Annotated in this window: 14 protein-coding genes and 1 riboswitch; of the genes, 4 read left to right on the forward strand and 10 right to left on the reverse strand. The window is 42.0% G+C overall.

Annotated features, from left to right (window positions below; genetic code table 11):
* Positions 1-114: 114 nt before the first annotated feature.
* Positions 115-936: an SMP-30/gluconolactonase/LRE family protein gene (locus tag BMW86_RS24480; RefSeq protein WP_089784918.1), complete on the reverse strand. Its 822-nt coding sequence runs from the start codon at positions 934-936 to the stop codon at positions 115-117.
* Positions 937-1,207: 271 nt separating this feature from the next.
* On the opposite strand from BMW86_RS24480, the gene BMW86_RS33395 reads away from it, so the two are divergent.
* Positions 1,208-1,351, forward strand: a complete 144-nt coding sequence (locus BMW86_RS33395; protein WP_410492572.1) for a zinc-binding dehydrogenase — start codon at positions 1,208-1,210, stop codon at positions 1,349-1,351.
* 7 nt (positions 1,352-1,358) lie between these two features.
* On the opposite strand, the gene BMW86_RS24490 is transcribed toward BMW86_RS33395, so the two are convergent.
* Positions 1,359-2,420 carry an SDR family oxidoreductase gene (locus BMW86_RS24490; RefSeq protein ID WP_089784922.1) on the reverse strand — a complete coding sequence of 354 codons (1,062 nt, stop codon included), beginning with the start codon at positions 2,418-2,420 and terminating at the stop codon, positions 1,359-1,361.
* Positions 2,421-2,504: 84 nt separating this feature from the next.
* Between BMW86_RS24490 and BMW86_RS24495 the strand changes: the two genes are divergently transcribed.
* Positions 2,505-3,305, forward strand: coding sequence for an AraC family transcriptional regulator (locus BMW86_RS24495; protein ID WP_089784925.1), 801 nt, complete (start codon positions 2,505-2,507; stop codon positions 3,303-3,305).
* Here BMW86_RS24495 and BMW86_RS24500 read toward each other — a convergent pair.
* The gene (locus tag BMW86_RS24500) at positions 3,265-3,630 is read right to left on the reverse strand and encodes a winged helix-turn-helix transcriptional regulator (RefSeq protein ID WP_089784927.1); all 366 of its coding nucleotides are present in this window, start codon (positions 3,628-3,630) and stop codon (positions 3,265-3,267) included. The two genes, BMW86_RS24495 and BMW86_RS24500, sit on opposite strands and share 41 nt — an antisense overlap.
* 116 nt (positions 3,631-3,746) lie before the next feature.
* Between BMW86_RS24500 and BMW86_RS24505 the strand changes: the two genes are divergently transcribed.
* Positions 3,747-4,145, forward strand: coding sequence for a DoxX family protein (locus BMW86_RS24505; protein WP_089784931.1), 399 nt, complete (start codon positions 3,747-3,749; stop codon positions 4,143-4,145).
* Between the two features lie 47 nt (positions 4,146-4,192).
* On the opposite strand, the gene BMW86_RS24510 is transcribed toward BMW86_RS24505, so the two are convergent.
* Positions 4,193-6,277 carry a GxGYxYP domain-containing protein gene (locus BMW86_RS24510; protein WP_089784934.1) on the reverse strand — a complete coding sequence of 695 codons (2,085 nt, stop codon included), beginning with the start codon at positions 6,275-6,277 and terminating at the stop codon, positions 4,193-4,195.
* Positions 6,278-6,432: 155 nt separating this feature from the next.
* Positions 6,433-6,531, reverse strand: a riboswitch (TPP riboswitch).
* 175 nt (positions 6,532-6,706) lie between these two features.
* On the opposite strand from BMW86_RS24510, the gene BMW86_RS24515 reads away from it, so the two are divergent.
* Positions 6,707-7,333, forward strand: a complete 627-nt coding sequence (locus BMW86_RS24515) for a DUF4142 domain-containing protein (protein WP_089784936.1) — start codon at positions 6,707-6,709, stop codon at positions 7,331-7,333.
* A gap of 14 nt (positions 7,334-7,347) precedes the next feature.
* Here BMW86_RS24515 and BMW86_RS24520 read toward each other — a convergent pair whose 3' ends face one another.
* The 6 genes from BMW86_RS24520 to BMW86_RS24545 all read right to left on the reverse strand — a co-directional run bounded on the left by BMW86_RS24520 (position 7,348) and on the right by BMW86_RS24545 (position 17,186).
* On the reverse strand, positions 7,348-9,225 hold the full coding sequence (locus BMW86_RS24520; protein ID WP_089784939.1) for a sialate O-acetylesterase: 1,878 nt from the start codon (positions 9,223-9,225) through the stop codon (positions 7,348-7,350).
* 10 nt (positions 9,226-9,235) lie between these two features.
* Positions 9,236-10,255 (reverse strand): glycoside hydrolase family 43 protein, encoded by a 1,020-nt coding sequence (locus tag BMW86_RS24525; protein ID WP_089784942.1) that lies wholly within the window; start codon positions 10,253-10,255, stop codon positions 9,236-9,238.
* A 17-nt stretch (positions 10,256-10,272) separates the two neighbouring features.
* A complete protein-coding gene (locus tag BMW86_RS24530; protein ID WP_089784944.1) occupies positions 10,273-11,739 on the reverse strand; it encodes an MFS transporter in 1,467 nt (488 codons plus the stop codon).
* A 14-nt stretch (positions 11,740-11,753) separates the two neighbouring features.
* A complete protein-coding gene (locus BMW86_RS24535) occupies positions 11,754-15,260 on the reverse strand; it encodes a glycosyl hydrolase 115 family protein (RefSeq protein ID WP_089784947.1) in 3,507 nt (1,168 codons plus the stop codon).
* A gap of 13 nt (positions 15,261-15,273) precedes the next feature.
* Positions 15,274-16,023: an SDR family NAD(P)-dependent oxidoreductase gene (locus BMW86_RS24540; protein ID WP_089784949.1), complete on the reverse strand. Its 750-nt coding sequence runs from the start codon at positions 16,021-16,023 to the stop codon at positions 15,274-15,276.
* A 119-nt stretch (positions 16,024-16,142) separates the two neighbouring features.
* The gene (locus tag BMW86_RS24545; RefSeq protein ID WP_089784952.1) at positions 16,143-17,186 is read right to left on the reverse strand and encodes a LacI family DNA-binding transcriptional regulator; all 1,044 of its coding nucleotides are present in this window, start codon (positions 17,184-17,186) and stop codon (positions 16,143-16,145) included.
* Position 17,187 lies beyond the last annotated feature (1 nt).

Below are 17,187 nucleotides of genomic sequence, written 5' to 3' on the forward strand. Positions count from 1 at the left end.
AGAAGGGGCTGTATCATACTTTTGATATAGCCCCTTCTTATTCGGGTTCCCGATGGAGACCGATAGTTGTTTAAGTGATTCCCAGGGCCTTTGTTTATTTTTTACATCCTCTCATTATTTTAATCGATACGCCACTATTTTTTTAGCATTGAAAGTAGGTACGAATACTATCCGCTTAATAGGATCAAATCCGATATCGGCTGTGTTCATCTTTTCAGCATGACTGTCCAGCAAGGTTTCTACCTGGCCACCAGCAGTAACATAAAAAATATAACCTGCCCAGGCAGTAACTATATAATCTCCGTTACCCACTGGCTCTATACCGTCAATACCTTGTGATACTTCTGCAATTTGACTGATTTGTTTCTGCGCATTTACTTTTTTAAGCAGTTTACCTTCAGCATAGAGAAGATCCTGCCCAATGGCTTTTAAACCATTAGCGCCTTTTACATTGTTGAGGTAAAGAGAGGGGACATCGTTTTCAATACGCCATATCTGCGCTCGCCTGGAATCTGAAACAAATATGATACCCTTATCTGTAACAGTGATGTCATTAAGAGCCATTGCACTATCCACCGCAATTTTTTTTGTTACTTTTCCTGTTGTGATCTCTATTACCGCCACATTCGTAATATCGGCAACATACAATTTGTTCCCATATCTGCCAAGCCCTTTGGGAGCATTCAGGCCAGTCACCCAATTGCTAATATAGTTTGTTCCATCTACGTTCAGTTTGCCTACACCTCCTTTGCCGTCGGCATCCCAGCCGCCACCATCAATCAATGAAATATACAGGATACCTTTCTTAAAATCGGGTAAGACGGACTCCGGAACGGCCACAATAGTATCCGTTTGCCATATCTTTTCTAACTGATGATGTTGGGCAATAGCGAACAAGGGAAAACAGTTGAGCAAAATGGATATCAGCTTTTTCATAATATGCAGTTTTAATGATTAAAGAAGGGATTATTCAGGATAAGTTTATTAATTCGATACCTATATGCAAGTCTGGTTGAGCAACGGGAATTTGACTGGTTTGGCTTTGCATATTTAGAGGGTTTTCTCTAATGTAAAATAAAAAAATCATATTTTATAGAACAATGCCCGTCAACCGACTACTTTCAATGTCCGGGCTTCCGGATGGCCATTTCACCGTAAACAATGTATCTGGCTGGGTCGTGAGGTACCTTCCGACTGTACGCCTATACTGGAACATCTTATTGGCCTGGTGGACCAGGGGCGCCTTCATACATCTATCGACATTGAACTGCCCTGGACCAGCGTGGCTGAAGCGGCCGAACGACTTATACAACAACAAGTCGACGGTAAGATCATACTGAATGTGGTATAAACTCTTTCTATGGAATAACCTTTTTCTGCCTCAGCTCATCAAATAAATTATAAAACATTACTTCCGTATCAATAAATTCATAAAAGCCCATGCGCCTGGCTTTAGTACCATCGGCAAAAAAATCATAATCCCAGGAGAATACAAAGTCTCCGAAGGCCCAGGAAGATAGCTCCTGATAGCTGTGCTTTTCCAATCCGTGTTTTTCCTGTATGGCCTGCCACAGGGATGTTTTGTCAGCCATGATCGTTTGTAATGGCATCTCTATCGGAGGCGCGGTTTCCATGCCGAAATAACCGGCAATCGCGGGCCACATTTCATTCCAGCGGAACAAGTCACCGTTATTGATATTAAATGCCTGGTTGGCGCATTGTGGGCTGGTAGCTGCCCATACGGTTGCTTTAGCCAGCAAACCGGCATCGGTCATCTCCATGAGCTTATCATATGCACCCGGCTTGCCCGGAAAGCGAAGCGGAAGGCCCAGCTCTTTTGAAATGGATGCATAAACAGCAATCACCAGCGCAAGGTTCATCGGGTTACCCAGGGCTGTACCGCCAACCACCGATGGCCTGATGGCCGACCATGTCCAGTTTTTCCCATGCTGGCGTTCTTCAAGAAATTGCTGCTGGTCTACATTAAACTCTGGTGGCATGTGCCCTGCATCGCTTTCCTTAGCCGGGGTCTTAAACGGGCCATAATGCGCGCCGTAAACTTTATAGCCCTGCATCAGGCTAATATGTTGTAAACCTGTAGCTATAGGCTCTACAGCATTAACGATGTTGGTCAGCATGGCCAGGTTGGGAGGCACAAGCTCCGCCCAGGTCGGACGATCCTGGTAAGCCGCATAAAAAATATGCGTAATGTGCGATAATGGAGCCAGCTTTTTCTTACAATCATCTGCGTCAAGCAGGTCTGCTGTTATGTAACGGATTTTGCCGGTATCTGTTCCCCCGCGCCTGGACAACCCGATGATCTCCCAGTTTTCAAGCGTCTCAAGATAGTCGATCAGATTGCTGCCAATCACGCCGTTGGCACCCACAACAAGGGCTGTATTCTTTTGTAATGTTTTCATTGAATTGCTTTTCGATATACAAAGTGAGGATATATCGATGAGGGCTATTTGTATATATTTAATATAATTTTGTACATTTCTTATATGAAACGTTACCGGCAGTTTGAACCAGTAGTCATTTCGGATTTCGAGGTTACCCAATGGCAGCATCCTGTGCATAATCACAATCATTACGAGCTGATCTACATCAAACATGGATCAGGCAGTCATCATATCAACGAGGTCCCTGTGGCTTATTCGACTGGCGATGTATTCCTGCTTGGGCCGGAAGAAGCGCATTATTTCGCTATTGCCGAACCTACCCGCTTTATTTTTTTAAAATTTACGGATATGTATATTCACCAATCGGGGAGCGGCGTACAGGATCTGGAGTATTTAATAAAAAGCAGGGAAACTCATTTATCCGGTTTCAGGTTAAATGATCACGACCGGCATACGGTTGAATTGATTTTTGATGTGATCGTTTATTTAAAGCATGATATGCTGATGAACGGGCAACTCATCTGGATGCAGATCTTAATGTTATCCCATATTCTGCAAAGGAATATGCCAGAGCTTAAATCTGTTGCACATGGTAGTAAAGACATGCAGGCCATTTTTTGCTATATACATAAGCATATATATACTCCTGATAAACTAAAGGCCGATGTCATAGCCACGAATTTTAATATTACCGGTAACTATATCGGGCTATACTTTAAAAGAAACGCAGGAATTACTTTACGGGATTATATTCGCAATTACCGGAATAACTTAATCAGGCAGCGGATAGACAGCGGACAATATAGTCTGAAACAAATAGCCGCTGATTTTGAATTGACAGATGAAAGCCATGTGAGCAAGCTTATGCAGAAAGCGGCTGTTCTTCCGGATTCGTTCCTATAATCTTTTTGCGATGGACCAGCCCCCAAAGATGGAGCTCGTCTATGACTTTCTCCAGCGACATTCCATGTGCAGTAATTGTATATTCCACCGTTGGAGGAAAAGTATCATGGACAGCCCTTTTCACCAATTGATTCCCCTCTAAGCTTTTTAATTCTTTGGATAGTGTTTTATCCGTTATCCTGCCAACCTCTTTTGATATTTGCTTAAATCGTTTGGGGCCCGATGATAATGAAAATAAAATCAGGATCTTCCATCTTCCTTCCAGTGCTTCTAATGCATCCCTTATAGTGAGCATATTTGTAGGGCATTTTTCTCCTGTCAGCATTCTTTTATCGTTTTTATTCCCATTACTATACAATTGGATAGCGCTATCCGATAAGGAAGTGCTTTCTTTCAGATAGCTAATGTAAATATTTTTGTCCCTTAATTAATAAATATAAAATGACAGCATCAAAAACAATGAACTTTAGCCTTTGGATTGCGCAGATATTAATGGCAGCTCTTTTAGTCTGGGCCGGATCGGTGAAACTACTACTACCCATTGAAAAATTGTCTGCTATGTTTCCCTGGACTGGTCAGGTTCCCATTAGCCTGGTTAAATTCACAGGAACAGTAGATTTATTAGGAGCTATAGGATTGATATTGCCCTCCCTGCTTCGTATCCAGCCTAAACTTACACCATTGTCTGCCATAGGGTTTATCTTACTGATGATATGCGCCAGTGTTTTCCATATTTCAAGGGGAGAAGCTTCCGTAATCGGGTTAAATATCGTTTTTATATTTATTGCTGCTTTTGTTGCATGGGGGAGGCTTAAAAAGGCACCTATAGCAGCGAAATGATAAAAAAAGCCCGCAGATATAATATCTGCGGGCTTTTTCTGCCGTATTTACTGGCAGGAGGGAGGTGTCTGATAATCAGGAGTTATCGTTCCCATCATGGCTTGTGATAACTTCATTAAATTGCTCATCGCAGCATCCGTTGAAAGCCCATTTGCTTCGCGGATAAGCTGGAAAATATGATCCGGACGCACCACCACATAATCTGTGTTAAGTGAGTTGGCTACATTCTTAAAACTTGTAGGCGTCACATTTTGCCAGGGCTGTGCCTGTATGATAATGAACCGTGGGGCTGTGCCATTCCATCCGGAAGCAGCAGAGGCAATATGATCCTTCATAGCCTGTTCATTTGTGCAGTAATTGCAGGAAAGCGCCATTCCCGGAAGTTTGTTATTGTAGATAGTGAGTCCGCCGCCGGTATTCTGGGCTGTTACACCCAATAATGATGGTGCATAACTGGCAAAGGTTTGTCCAACATTCTGATTAATCCCGCCAGTAATAGTATTCCATACGGTAATAACCCGGAAACCAGCACGCTGATTATACTCATCGGTTTTAGCAACAAACTGGTTCAGCAAATTTTGATTAGGCCAGCTGTTGGGATATGTGTAACCATAACCGGAAGGACCAGAAATCAGATTATCGTTAGCGGTGGAAGTCTGCCAGTAATAGTTTAGCGCTCCGGGCATCGCGTCCAGCATGGCAGGTGAAAGCGTCCATCCCATTGGTACAGCGCCACGGTCAGGATTATTCCAGAGCTTGCGCATCAGATGTTCCACATACTGTAAGTTGTCTCCATCACTTAAGATGAAAGCCACATAAATCTTGTTTTGTAATGCCGGTTTCGGAGGCGTTGGTTTAATATTTACTGTCCTGGGCATGCCACTATGCATTGTCAGGTTTGTGCCCCAGTCACTCGCTATAGTTGCAATGCCATAGGTGGAGGCCCTTCCTACACCTGCTCCTTCTTCAGGCCACCATCCCATGAAGTTGGAACCAGCTGGCATAGAGGATAAAAAGCTGTTTAGTAACTCACTTTCACCAGATACACTTGGGTCCAGCCAGATAACTGCGGCACCTAATGCTGTTGCATATTCACGCAAGGCTGCTTTATGTGCTTCCGGGTTTAATCCTATTAATACACGGTGGTCAACGTTTGGCCAGTAAGAGTTATATATCGTCTGGTATACCTGCAACTTACTGTTGAACTGGCCGCGTAAATCGAGTAATACCGGTAAATTATAGGGGGCTGATGTTAACCGTGATAACAAGGATGGTGAGGCAATAAGCGCTTTCCTGTCTTTTGCAAGCATTGTGGCCAGGTTAACTGTGTGGATCTGTGCGGGGTCGTAAACGATCAAACCGGATAGCTCGCTGCGATATTTAGTAATGAGGTCCCACTTATCTGCAGGCTCAGACCAGTTTAATCCCAGCGACTGCAGCCAGGTATATTGTCCTTCTGCAAACGCATCACCTTCATAGGAAAAGATGCGCGGTTGAGTTCTGTTAACGATGCCTTTTAACGAAGCAAACAGGTACATTTCAGGAGAGGTGTTATTTTGCTGTACACCTACCCAATCCACCTTTATATAAGCTGCTCCACGCCAATATACACGTAATTCAAGCGATTGGTTATCTGCCGGCATGGTAAAGGGCAAAGTAAAACTTGTGTAGTTCGAGGCTATAGTAAATTGTTGCCGTGTAATCGTCTGGGAGGCCAGAATTTGGCCGGTTGTAGCATTTCTGACATCTATATCCACCACCGGGTCGTTATTGGCTGTATTGTTATCTATTTTCATTCTAAACTCAGCTACATTTGGTCCTGCCGGGATGTTTGTATCATAAGGGCCATAAATCATATGGTCATTGGGGGCATCGATGCCAGTTTGGCAAAGCCAGCCATCAGTCTCTAAGCGTCCTGTCTTATGACCAAGAGAGGGGCCTTCGCCTTCCCAATGTATGGGTGTGGACGTTTCACGAAGGATAATCAGGTCCTGCGTTTGCGCTGGTGAAGGAAATGAAGGAAGAAGCTGACCGGATGGCCATGTTATCTGAGCCATTGAGGGCATGACGAATAAAAGAAGCAGGGGCAGGCACACCACTGCAGTCTTAACAGATGGGTTAATGGGTTTCATAGGTTAATACTTAATGTAATGAATAATAACGTGACCTTATAAATATAAGGATTTAAAGTCGCTTACTCGATTTAGCACAATGGTTATTGAGTACTTATACACAGAAAAAACTAATATACTTGCTAAATAAAAAAGGCTCCGTTTGTATCCGGAGCCCTTTCTCGTTTCTTTTTTTCCTACGCTGGTATTATCCAGATCAGGTTAATTGGGTATATTCTCAGATCTGTTTTTCAAGACCACCCCTTTAAGAAACTTCTACTAATAAAACAATAAAAATTGTGCCATTTCTTTACCAGCTTTTCTTAGCGATTTTCTACGAGCAATATTGTTCCAGGTGGGGAAAAATAAAATCATTTTGAGGAAATTAGTCTCTCTTTTTTGTTATTCAAATGGGCATAAGTTTTGTGCCTTTTCTGAGAAAAGGGCACTATGAAAAATTTACTTAATTTTTATCGGGGCCTGGCATTTATCTTCCTCTTTATTAGCTGTAATAATAGTTCTTCTGATAGTGTGAAAAATGCAAAAGATTCTAATGCTGCAAAGATTAAAGGCACAGAGCGCTCCGGCAATTCACTTGCTGCAAGCCCATCCAAAGCAGATGCTGATTTTCTGGTGAATGCTGCCAGCGGGGGAATGATGGAGGTTCAATTGGGCCAGCTGGCACAAAGTAATTCCACTAATCAACGGGTAAAAGCATTTGGGGCCATGATGATTAAAGATCATGGTGAAGGAAGTATAACATTGAAAGATCTGGCTTCTTCGAAGAATGTGACTCTTCCGGCTACCGTATCCAACCATCAACAAAAAGTAATAGACAATTTGCGAAAGAAAAAGGGTGTGAACTTCGATAAGACTTATATCCACGCAATGGTCAGCGATCATAAAGACGACATTGATGAATTCGAAAAAGAAGGAAGAAAGGGAACTGATCTGCAGATAATGACTTTCGCTAATGACAACCTGACAATGTTACGCAGGCATCATGATTCTGCTATTGCTTTACAGAAGCTGCTGGGCATAAATGATATAAAGAACACGGTACCGCTAATTAAATAAGGGAACAATACTATTTATTCATCAGTTCTAAAAGGAGATGCAGGTAATCTTTCCTTATTAAATAAATTAGGGTTTACGGGATTATCTGCCCAGGCATAACGAACGTATAAAGGTTCAGCGATCTCATCACTCCATACGATTATTTTATCACCTTCTATTTGGGCATTGGCCCAAACAAATTTTTTATCAGCACCTGCAATCGCGAATGCTGATGGGATATCTCCATCTATAGTTATTAATCCTCCACCGGTATTGGTAAAGCTGATAATGATTTTATTTCCTTCAATGACAGATGATTGATAAAGAGGACCAGTGTACGTAATGTTTTCTTTATAAGCCACTTTCATAGCTGTAAGTGCAAGGCGTTCTCCAACGTCTTTTTTATCATCGGGGTGAATATCATTCCATTCACCAAGATCAATAGTTACAGCCATAGCAGTATTAGGAACAGATAGTGATTTGAGTTGTGATTCTCTCAATATTGCCAGATTGCTTTCTGATGGCAGATAGTTGTACTCCATGAACCCGGGCAATTGTACATACAAAAAGGGGAGAGAGCCCTGATTCCATTTAATCCGCCAGTCATTGATCAGGGCAGGTAATAACTTTTGATACTGCTTTGGCTGAGCTGTATTGCTTTCTCCCTGGTACCAGCAAAATCCCTTTATTGCATAATTGATTTCCGGGGCTACCATAGCATTGTACAAAGTAGTTGGTTGATTTTGAGAAATTAGTACAGGTGCTCCCGTAAAAGGCCGGTAAACAGCGCCTACTTTGTACTGCCAGTCACCTTTTAAATCAACCGTATCAGCACCTGAAAAAATGCAATAAGGTTTATCCGGTACAAAGCCACCTTTACCGCTGTTATTGGTCACACGAACAACAAATACGTTCTTGCCTGCTTTCAATACATCCGCAGGTACCTGATACCTGCGTTGGGGATATTGATAACCAGTACTGCCCACCTTTTTGCCGTTAATGTAAAGCTCATCCGCATCCACAATTCTTCCCAGGAACACTTTGGCAGGTTTACCGGCCATGGAAGCAGGGATCTGCATTTCCCGACGATACCATACCACACCGTTCAAATCCTTAATTCCCTGGTCTTCCCAGTAACCGGGAATATGAATATTGCGCCATCCTTTCAGCATAAGTGCCGGATCATACCATTTAGGTGTGTTCACCATTCCTGCATCTGCCGGAAGGGCGGGTAATAAAGGCTTCCGGTTAAAAGTGTCTTTTGTTGCAATCAGTGCCGGGAAATCTTTCAGGCCATCCTCACTTATCCATGCTTCTATAGGTGTGCCACCTACACTGGCATTGATGATACCTACAGGTACTTTATATTTTTCATAGATTTTCTTTGCGAAAAAATACGCTACTGCTGAAAATGGCCTCACTTCTTCGCCAACAGCAGATTTCCAGTATCCACTGGGTAAGTCGGTCTGAGGCCCTGAAAAGCTTGTCAGTGTGGGTATCCAGAACTGTCTGATCTGCGGGTAATTCGCTTCAGCAATATCACGTTCATACGTGACATCATGAATATTCATCTGGTGGACCATGTTCGACTGACCACTGCAAAACCATACATCACCAAACAATATCTCATGAAGGGTAATTTTATTGCCCGCTATAATATCCATACTATAGGGGCCTCCGGCTTTAGTGGGAGGTAAATGCACCATCCAGTTACCGTCTGCATCAGCTTTTGTTTTATACACTTTGCCATTGAAGCGGACTTGCACCCGTTCATTGACAGATGCCCATCCCCACAATTTTATTTTTTCATCCCTCTGGAGTATCATACTATCCCTTATAAGTCTGGGTAGTTTCACCTGCGCCAATCCGTTGAATAAGGAGAATAAAAATGGAATGATGATTAATCTTTTCATAGAAGGATCATTAAAAGATATAAGGATCTATCGTTTTTATATACCCGTTTTCATCGTGTATTAGTTCAGTGACTTTGATACTCCTTAAGTGCGTCACTCCCCTGGATAAACTTGAGTCGTGGTAAAACAAATACCACTTGTCATTGAACTGGCAAATAGAATGATGGGATGTCCAGCCTACAACAGGATTCAGGATACGTCCACCATATTGAAATGGTCCATAGGGAGTGTCACCAATCGCATAACAAAGAAAATGTGTGTCACCGGTGGAATAGGAGAAATAGTATTTACCATTATACTTATGCATCCAGCTGGCTTCGAAAAATCGCCTGTCATTATCACCTGCTAGCAAAGCATCACCTTTTTCGTCGGTAATAATCAGCTCTTTCACCGCTTCTGCAAACTCAAGCATATCATCTGTGAGTTTGGCCATACGGGGGCCTAACGCCTGCTCATGGGGAAGAGGCTCGCGGTAGCCTTCATTGTATACATTATTGCGGTATGACTGTAATTGTCCTCCCCATAACCCTCCAAAGTACATATAAGTCGTTCCATCATCATCTGTAAATACAGCTGGGTCTATAGAATAACTGTTATGTATAGCCGCTGGCTCTGCAATAAAAGGCCCTGCCGGAGAGTTACCAACAGCTACTCCAATCTGGAAAATATCATCTGCTCTTTTCGCAGGGAAATACAGGTAATACTTTCCATTTTTGAAAGCAGCATCTGGTGCCCACATCTGACGTGTTGCCCAGGGAACATTTTTTATGTCCAGGGCAACGCCATGATCGATAGCTTTATCATCCGGGCTATCCATAGAAATAACATGATAATCCTCCATCGCAAAATGGCTACCCAGGTCGTCGAATGGTATATCGTTATCAATGTCGTGTGAAGGATAAATATATATTTTCCCTTCGAATACATGGGCTGATGGATCGGCAGTATAAATATGTGTTACCAGTGGCTGAGAGATAGCCCTTTTATTCAGATAATCAAAGTCTATGTGTTCAATTGGATCTTCAGGCATAATAAATTCAATTTTAATTAAGCGCGTCTTGCTTTCAGGTCATTCTCAACGGTAATCTCCATTTTTTTATCAATCGCATAACCAAATAATAATCCGGCACCTGCAATGAATATAAGACCTGGAATGACGCTTATCAATAGTTTGATACCATTCACTGCAGTGCTTGTTTGTTGTGCAGCATTGGCATCGTAGTTAAACACACTTAACAATGCTGTTGATACAGCACCACCAAGACTTAACCCCACTTTCAGACCAAATATCATGGCAGAGAAAATGATAGCAGTAGCCCGGCGATTATTTTTCCATTCACTATAATCGGCCACATCTGCGATCATTGCCCACAACAGCGGAATAGTGATACCATAAATAAAACCATGCAATGATTGTAAAACAAACACAGCAGATACAGCGGTATTCGATAAAAAATTGATCAGTATCAGACACAACGCAGAGATGCTGATGAAAATGCCAAAAACATTTCGTTTACCGAATTTATCGGCCAGTGGTTTGGAGAAAAATATACCAAGGATCATGGCAACCGTGCTGGCTGCACTGGTAATACTTGCTGTGGCATAGGGAGCTCCATCGGGTTTGCGGAATTCTTCGAATGCAACATCTCCAAATATATTACTAAGACTGTCAATCATTTTATTAAAGCCGATACGGTGTAAAAAATCTATCTGACTTGCCTCTGTAAGATAATACTTGAAGTAATAAATATTCATTCCGCCTTTTAATGAAAGCGTAATGAAAACCAATATTGTAAGCGCCAGCATAATCAACCAGGGCTTGTTTTTAAAGAGGTCAGAAAGATCCTGTTTTAAAGGTGTTTTCTGCTCTTTGGGTGGCTTTATTCTCTCCCTGGTAGTTAAGAACGTGATAAAAAAACAAAGCACACCTGTAATGGCAAATACGAACATAACCTTTTCAAAACCTGCGGCTTTATCTCCATGACCAATAGAAATGGCCAATGGTAATAATAACACCTGGATGATAAATTGTGCGACCATCACAGATACAAAACGATAAGAGGAAAGACTGTTTCTTTCTTTCATATCACCTGTCATCACACCGCTTAATGCCGAATAGGGAAGATTATTTGCTGAATAAATAATGACCAGTAAAAAATAGGTGATAAAAGCATACGCCACTTTACCGCTCTCATTAAAATCAGGAGTGGAAAAAGTCAACAGCGCAATAACACCAAAAGGAATGGCTGTCCACAATACCCAGGGACGGAATTTTCCCCATTTTGTTTGGGTCCGGTCGGCAATAGCCCCCATGATGAGATTAAAGAAGGCACCGAAAAAACCGCCTGTCAGCATAACCAGACTGGCTTTTGCAGGTGGTATCTTATAAATATCGGTATAGAAGAATGCAAGGAATGCCATCATTGTTTGAAAGATAAGATTGGCAGCAAGGTCGCCCAGACTGTAACCTACTTTTTCAAGTACGGACAATTTTTGTGAAGGGTTGTTTTCCATTTTTATACGTGGATTTATTTTTTAGTTGCTATCACTTTGTAGAAGGCTGGTTTGGGGTTAAAGTCTCTGTCGAATAACAATGGGTAATTTGTTCTGCCTTTCACGGGCCAGTCATTCAGCCAGCTTTGGCCATCATTCACTCCCCAGAAGGTTACTCTTGCTATTACATCTTTATGTTTTAAGAAAAGCCGGAACAATGCTTCGTAATCGCTGGCCAGTTGTTGCTGTACACTATCAGGAAGACCGTTTGCATAAGGATTCATTGAGGGGCTGCCTTTCATAGTCTGACTCACATCTGCCCCCTGAAAGTTGCGGGGTAATACTTCTATATCCAGCTCGGTGATCATTACCTTCAGTCCCAGGGCTGCATATTGCAGAATACTCTCTTCAATTTCTTTCAGCGGAATTTTACCAGCATGCCAGTGGCCTTGTATACCTACACCATCAATGCGTACGCCAGCTGCCTGTATCTTTTTGATTAATGCAATGCAACCTGCACGTTTAGCCGGTTGTTCATTGTTATAATCATTGTAGTAAAGCTCTGTATTGGGTGATGCAGCCTGTGCCAGCCTGAATGCCTCTGTAACATAATCATCTCCAAGTTTATCAAGGAAAATGGATTTGCGCATGGTACCATCTTCATTTAGTGCTTCATTCACTACATCCCATGAAAAAACCTTCCCTTTGTAACGGCTTGCTATAGTGTTGATATGATTAGAAAAAAACAGCTTAAATGAATCCACACTTTGGATCTTATGGACAAATGCAGGTAACTGGCTGTGCCAGATCAAAGTATGTCCATTGATCTTAAGATCATTTTTCTTGCTGTATTCGATTAGCTTATCAGCCAGCTCAAAATTATACCTGTCCCATTCTGGGTGGATGATTTCGGCTTTCATGATATTTTCCGGAGTGGCCATATTGAATTGCTGACGCACCAGCAATGAGGCTTTAGGATCTTTACCTTCTATCTGTGCGGCACTCAATGCTGTGCCGATGGCAAAATCATTACTGAATACCTTTTTCAGTGATGGCACTGCATTTACAATGGTTTCCGCAGGCCCCAGGAAACTCGGCTCCGTATCTCCAAAGTCTAGCACCAGTTTCTGTAAAATAACACCCGGACTTACCATCCGGTATTTTACAACATGTTTTCCCGGCTTATCAATTCTATGTTTGCTTGATTTGATAATGATATTTTCAGCCACCCATTTATACCAGGTACTGGTAACTTTATAGTCTTTATTGATACTGATGATCTGTGGCGTTTCATCATCCACTGAAATAGCATATTGTAAACCCTCATCTGTATTCTGGAAATTCAGGGTGGGAGAGTGGTAAGTATTGAGGGAAAAGTCGCCTTTGCTATAAGTATAAATCTCATATTCCAGTACAGGTTTCGGCCCTTCAGATGCAGCTATAACCGGGAAAGTGCTGATGGCGGAGCCTGTCCTGCCAAGATCAGGCAGTATCTGCCATTTTATTTTATCCGTGTTAATTGCCCTGGTATAATGATCAGCCTCAATTGAAATCCCGCTTTTTTCTACCTGTTGAAATACATTTCCCACTGTACCTGCCGGAATTTTAGCCCTCATTAAATCAGTTGTTCCTGATTCTTTTTTTGATATGGCTGAATCGGCATTTACATAAAATGCATCAGGCATTTTTTGCCATTCCGGCTGTTGCCAGTAGGTATAGCCGATATGGGTCTGGCTCATCATGTGATTCCATTTGCCATTATTCAGCTGATGATATTGATCAGTAATGGCAGAATCATTGGCATAAAGTTGTTTGACATTGTTTGCATACACATTTGCCTCTTTCCATTTGTTGGTATAGGCGTTTTTATTCAATGCCACATTGTAATATAATTCATTCAGGTTGGCACATGCTTTTACAGGATGTAATACAAGCTGGAAGTAGGCATCCTGATATTCCGCAGGCAATGCATCTCCAATCGCTTCAGCTTTTTTGCGAAGATTATTATAATCATTGACTACAGTTTGCCATTCGCTAAGGCTATACGTGCCGGCATCCAGCAATTCAGGTTTTCTCCTGGCATTGTACTTCGCATATTTGCTCAATATTTCAGCAATATCTTTTGCATACTGTTTACCGAACTGTTCACCTGCCCAATTCTCACTGTAGCTTTGCAAATCATTGGCTTCGATCCTATCCGGGTTCCAGGCATAATCCAGGAAAAAGGAAATAGGAAACTCCATGGGTTTAATATCTCCTACATTTACGATCCATATTTGCTTTACATTATATTCCCAGGCTAAATGCATTTGCTCCCAGATACGGGGTAATGGATTTGTATTAAGCCATTTATAATTTCTTGGGTCACCAACATAGTCAAAATGATAGTAAATACCATAGCCGCCTTTTCTTGGTTTTTCATTCACTTTCGGCAATTTTCTGATATTCCCCCAGTTATCATCACAAAGTAATAACGTTACATCATCCGGAACTCTCATGCCTTTGTCGTAATAATCCTGTACTTCTTTGTATAAGGCCCAAAGCTGAGGTGTTTCATTGGCAGGTTTACCGGTTACATCAGCAATGATTGTCCTTTGATCACTCACTATCTTTTCCAGTAATGCAGTAGCCGTTTCTCTGGACATAGGTTCGTCTCCATCACCCCGCATTCCCACTGTTACTATCTTTTCATTAGTGGCTCTTTGCATGCCACTCCGCCAGAATGCTTTCAGTTTCACTTCATTGCTGTCATAGTTCCATTTCCCACTTCCGTATCTTCTCCACTCATCATGTGCTTTCATCAGAGGCTCATGATGTGAAGTTCCAATCACTATCCCATATTTATCAGCCATTTTTATATTCAGTGAATCATCATCATAGAAAGCATTTCCCCACATTGCCGGCCACAGGTAATTTCCTTTCAATCTTAAGATAAGTTCAAACACTTTTTCATAAAACTGATGATTAAAGCCACCAAATTTCTCTTTACTCCAACCAGATAATGCAGGCGCTTCATCGTTAATGAAAATTCCACGGTATTTTACTTTAGGGGCATCGCTGATGGATACATTTTTCTTGACGAATATATTTTCTTTCTTTTTTACAGGTACATCTGCCCACCAGTACCAGGGCGATACGCCCAATTGCCTGGATATTTCAAATACACCATAAGCTGTTCCTCTTCTGTCGCTTCCAGTTATAATCAGACTGTTGCCAGTGCTTTTTATAACATACCCTTCCCATTTGTTTTTTAAAAAATCAACAGATTTGACAAGCGCTGATCTTTGTACAGAGCCAATTATAATAGCCGTTTTTTGTGGTATTGTTGTCGTAATGGGTAGCTTAATCCCGGTAACCATTTCAATATCTTTCTGCAGACAGATGGCTGACTGCCGCACCAGTTCATAGTCGTTAGGATCTACACAGATCACTGCATCAGCAAGAGAAAATGTCTCATTGGATGCTTTATCAGTAATGATTGATTGCGCATGACAGCAAATAGCCAGCAAGCTTACTGTTAAGAAAGATATGAATCGTTTCATGGGTTAATGAGTTTTAAAAACCAATACTGTTTCCACCATCCACGGGTAACACGATGCCTGTAATAAATTTTGCGGCATCACTGGAAAGGAAATATGCGGCCTCGCCTATATCAGCGGGTTGCCCCATAATTCCCATAGGTGTTCGTCCGAATACCTTTGCTTTTCTTTCGGGATCATCATCTAATGCTTTCGCTGTCATTTCGGAATAGATAAATCCTGGTGCAATCGCATTTACCCGTATCCCTTTGGAAGAGAGTTCAACTGCCATGGCTCTGGTCATACCGTCAATGGCCGTTTTACTGGCAGAATAGGCAATCACTTTAGGTATTCCATACTGGGCCGCCATGGAGCTGATATTAATAATGCAACCCGACTTATGCTGCAACATATTCTTCGTTACCTCACGACTCATAGAAAAAACAGAGGTAAGATTCGTAAGGATTATTCTCTGGAACTCCTCATCGGTTACTTCCGTAAATTCTTTCTTCATATTGGCACCTGCATTGTTCACCAATATATCAATCTGACCATAACGCTCAACTACATCCTGAACAAAAACAGGAATAGATGCAAGATCAGTTACATCACATGATATGGCATGACATAAGTCGCCCAGTTTTTGTTGTGCACTGTCCAGTCTCTCTTTGTTTCTTCCTGCAATAATGACCTGAATTCCTTTTTGTACAAATTTTTCGGCGATGGCATAACCAAGGCCAGATCCGCCACCTGTAACAATTGCTAATTTTCTTTTCGTTGCTATCATCTTTATCTAGTCGGTTTAGTAAGTAACGGCAGGAGGTTCCGCCACTGTGAAAGTGTAAAAATCATAACGTGTTATTTTACCTCATACCTGCAATCGGTTGCTAAAGATCGTAAAAAAAATCAATTTTTATAATTTGTTTTCAGGGAGGAGGCCCTGATAACTAAATCAGCACGTAGTGTAATGGAATTGGTAGTATATAGATTGCTGACTCCCTTAAGGTGGTTAATGATATTGGTAGCCGCCGTATTGCCTATAATATCTCCCGGATAGTCAATTGTAGTGAGGTTTGGTTCGATAACCCTGCTGATAGGGTCATTATTAAAACCTGCAAATGCCACATCTTCAGGAATACGGAGGCCTTCAGCTTTAAGGGTGAGCATACAGTATACTGCTGCGGTATCATTAGCCGAAAATACGGCATCCGGACGCTCTTCAGGGGGTAAACCCAGTATATACCTGGCAGCATCTATCCCGGCCTGTTCTGAAAGCGTACTGGTTAAATGAAATTGTTCGATAAAGGGCAGATTATAGTCCTTAAGCGCCAGCTGGTAGCCACTAAGCCGCTCCTGATAAACATTCCTTAATACATTACCTCCCAGGTGCATAATCCTTCTGCAACCCTGCTCTATAAGATGTTTGGTAACAGTATAGGCCGCGCTGAAATTATTAATAACGATAGAGGTGCTTTCATTATGGGCATGAACACGGTCGAAAAAGACAACAGGTATCTTTCGCTGGAAAAACGGATCTAAATGGGTGATTTCCTTAGTATTATAGGAAAGGGAGATCAAAAGTCCGTCTACTCTCTTATTGAACATCGTCGCTGCATTGAGCTTTTCCTTCTCTACATCCTCAAGCGATTGCGCAATAATAAGATTGTAACCATGCCTGTTGGCTACATCTTCCATACCAGCCAGTACAGATGACATAAAATGGCTGTTAAGACGTGGTACCAGCACCCCAAGCGTATGGGTTTGCTTGCTTCTCAGGCTGCTGGCAAATGTATTTGATTGATAACCAAGTGATTTTGCCGCGTCAACAATTTTCTTCCTGGTGCTTTTGCTGATCATGGGATTGTCATTCAACCCCCTGCTAACAGTGGCTGCCGACAGATTCAGGTGCTTGGCTATGTCATATATGGTTACTTCCCGGTCTTCAGGCATA

The organism is Chitinophaga sp. YR573 (genome assembly GCF_900110995.1).
Lineage (GTDB): Bacteria > Bacteroidota > Bacteroidia > Chitinophagales > Chitinophagaceae > Chitinophaga.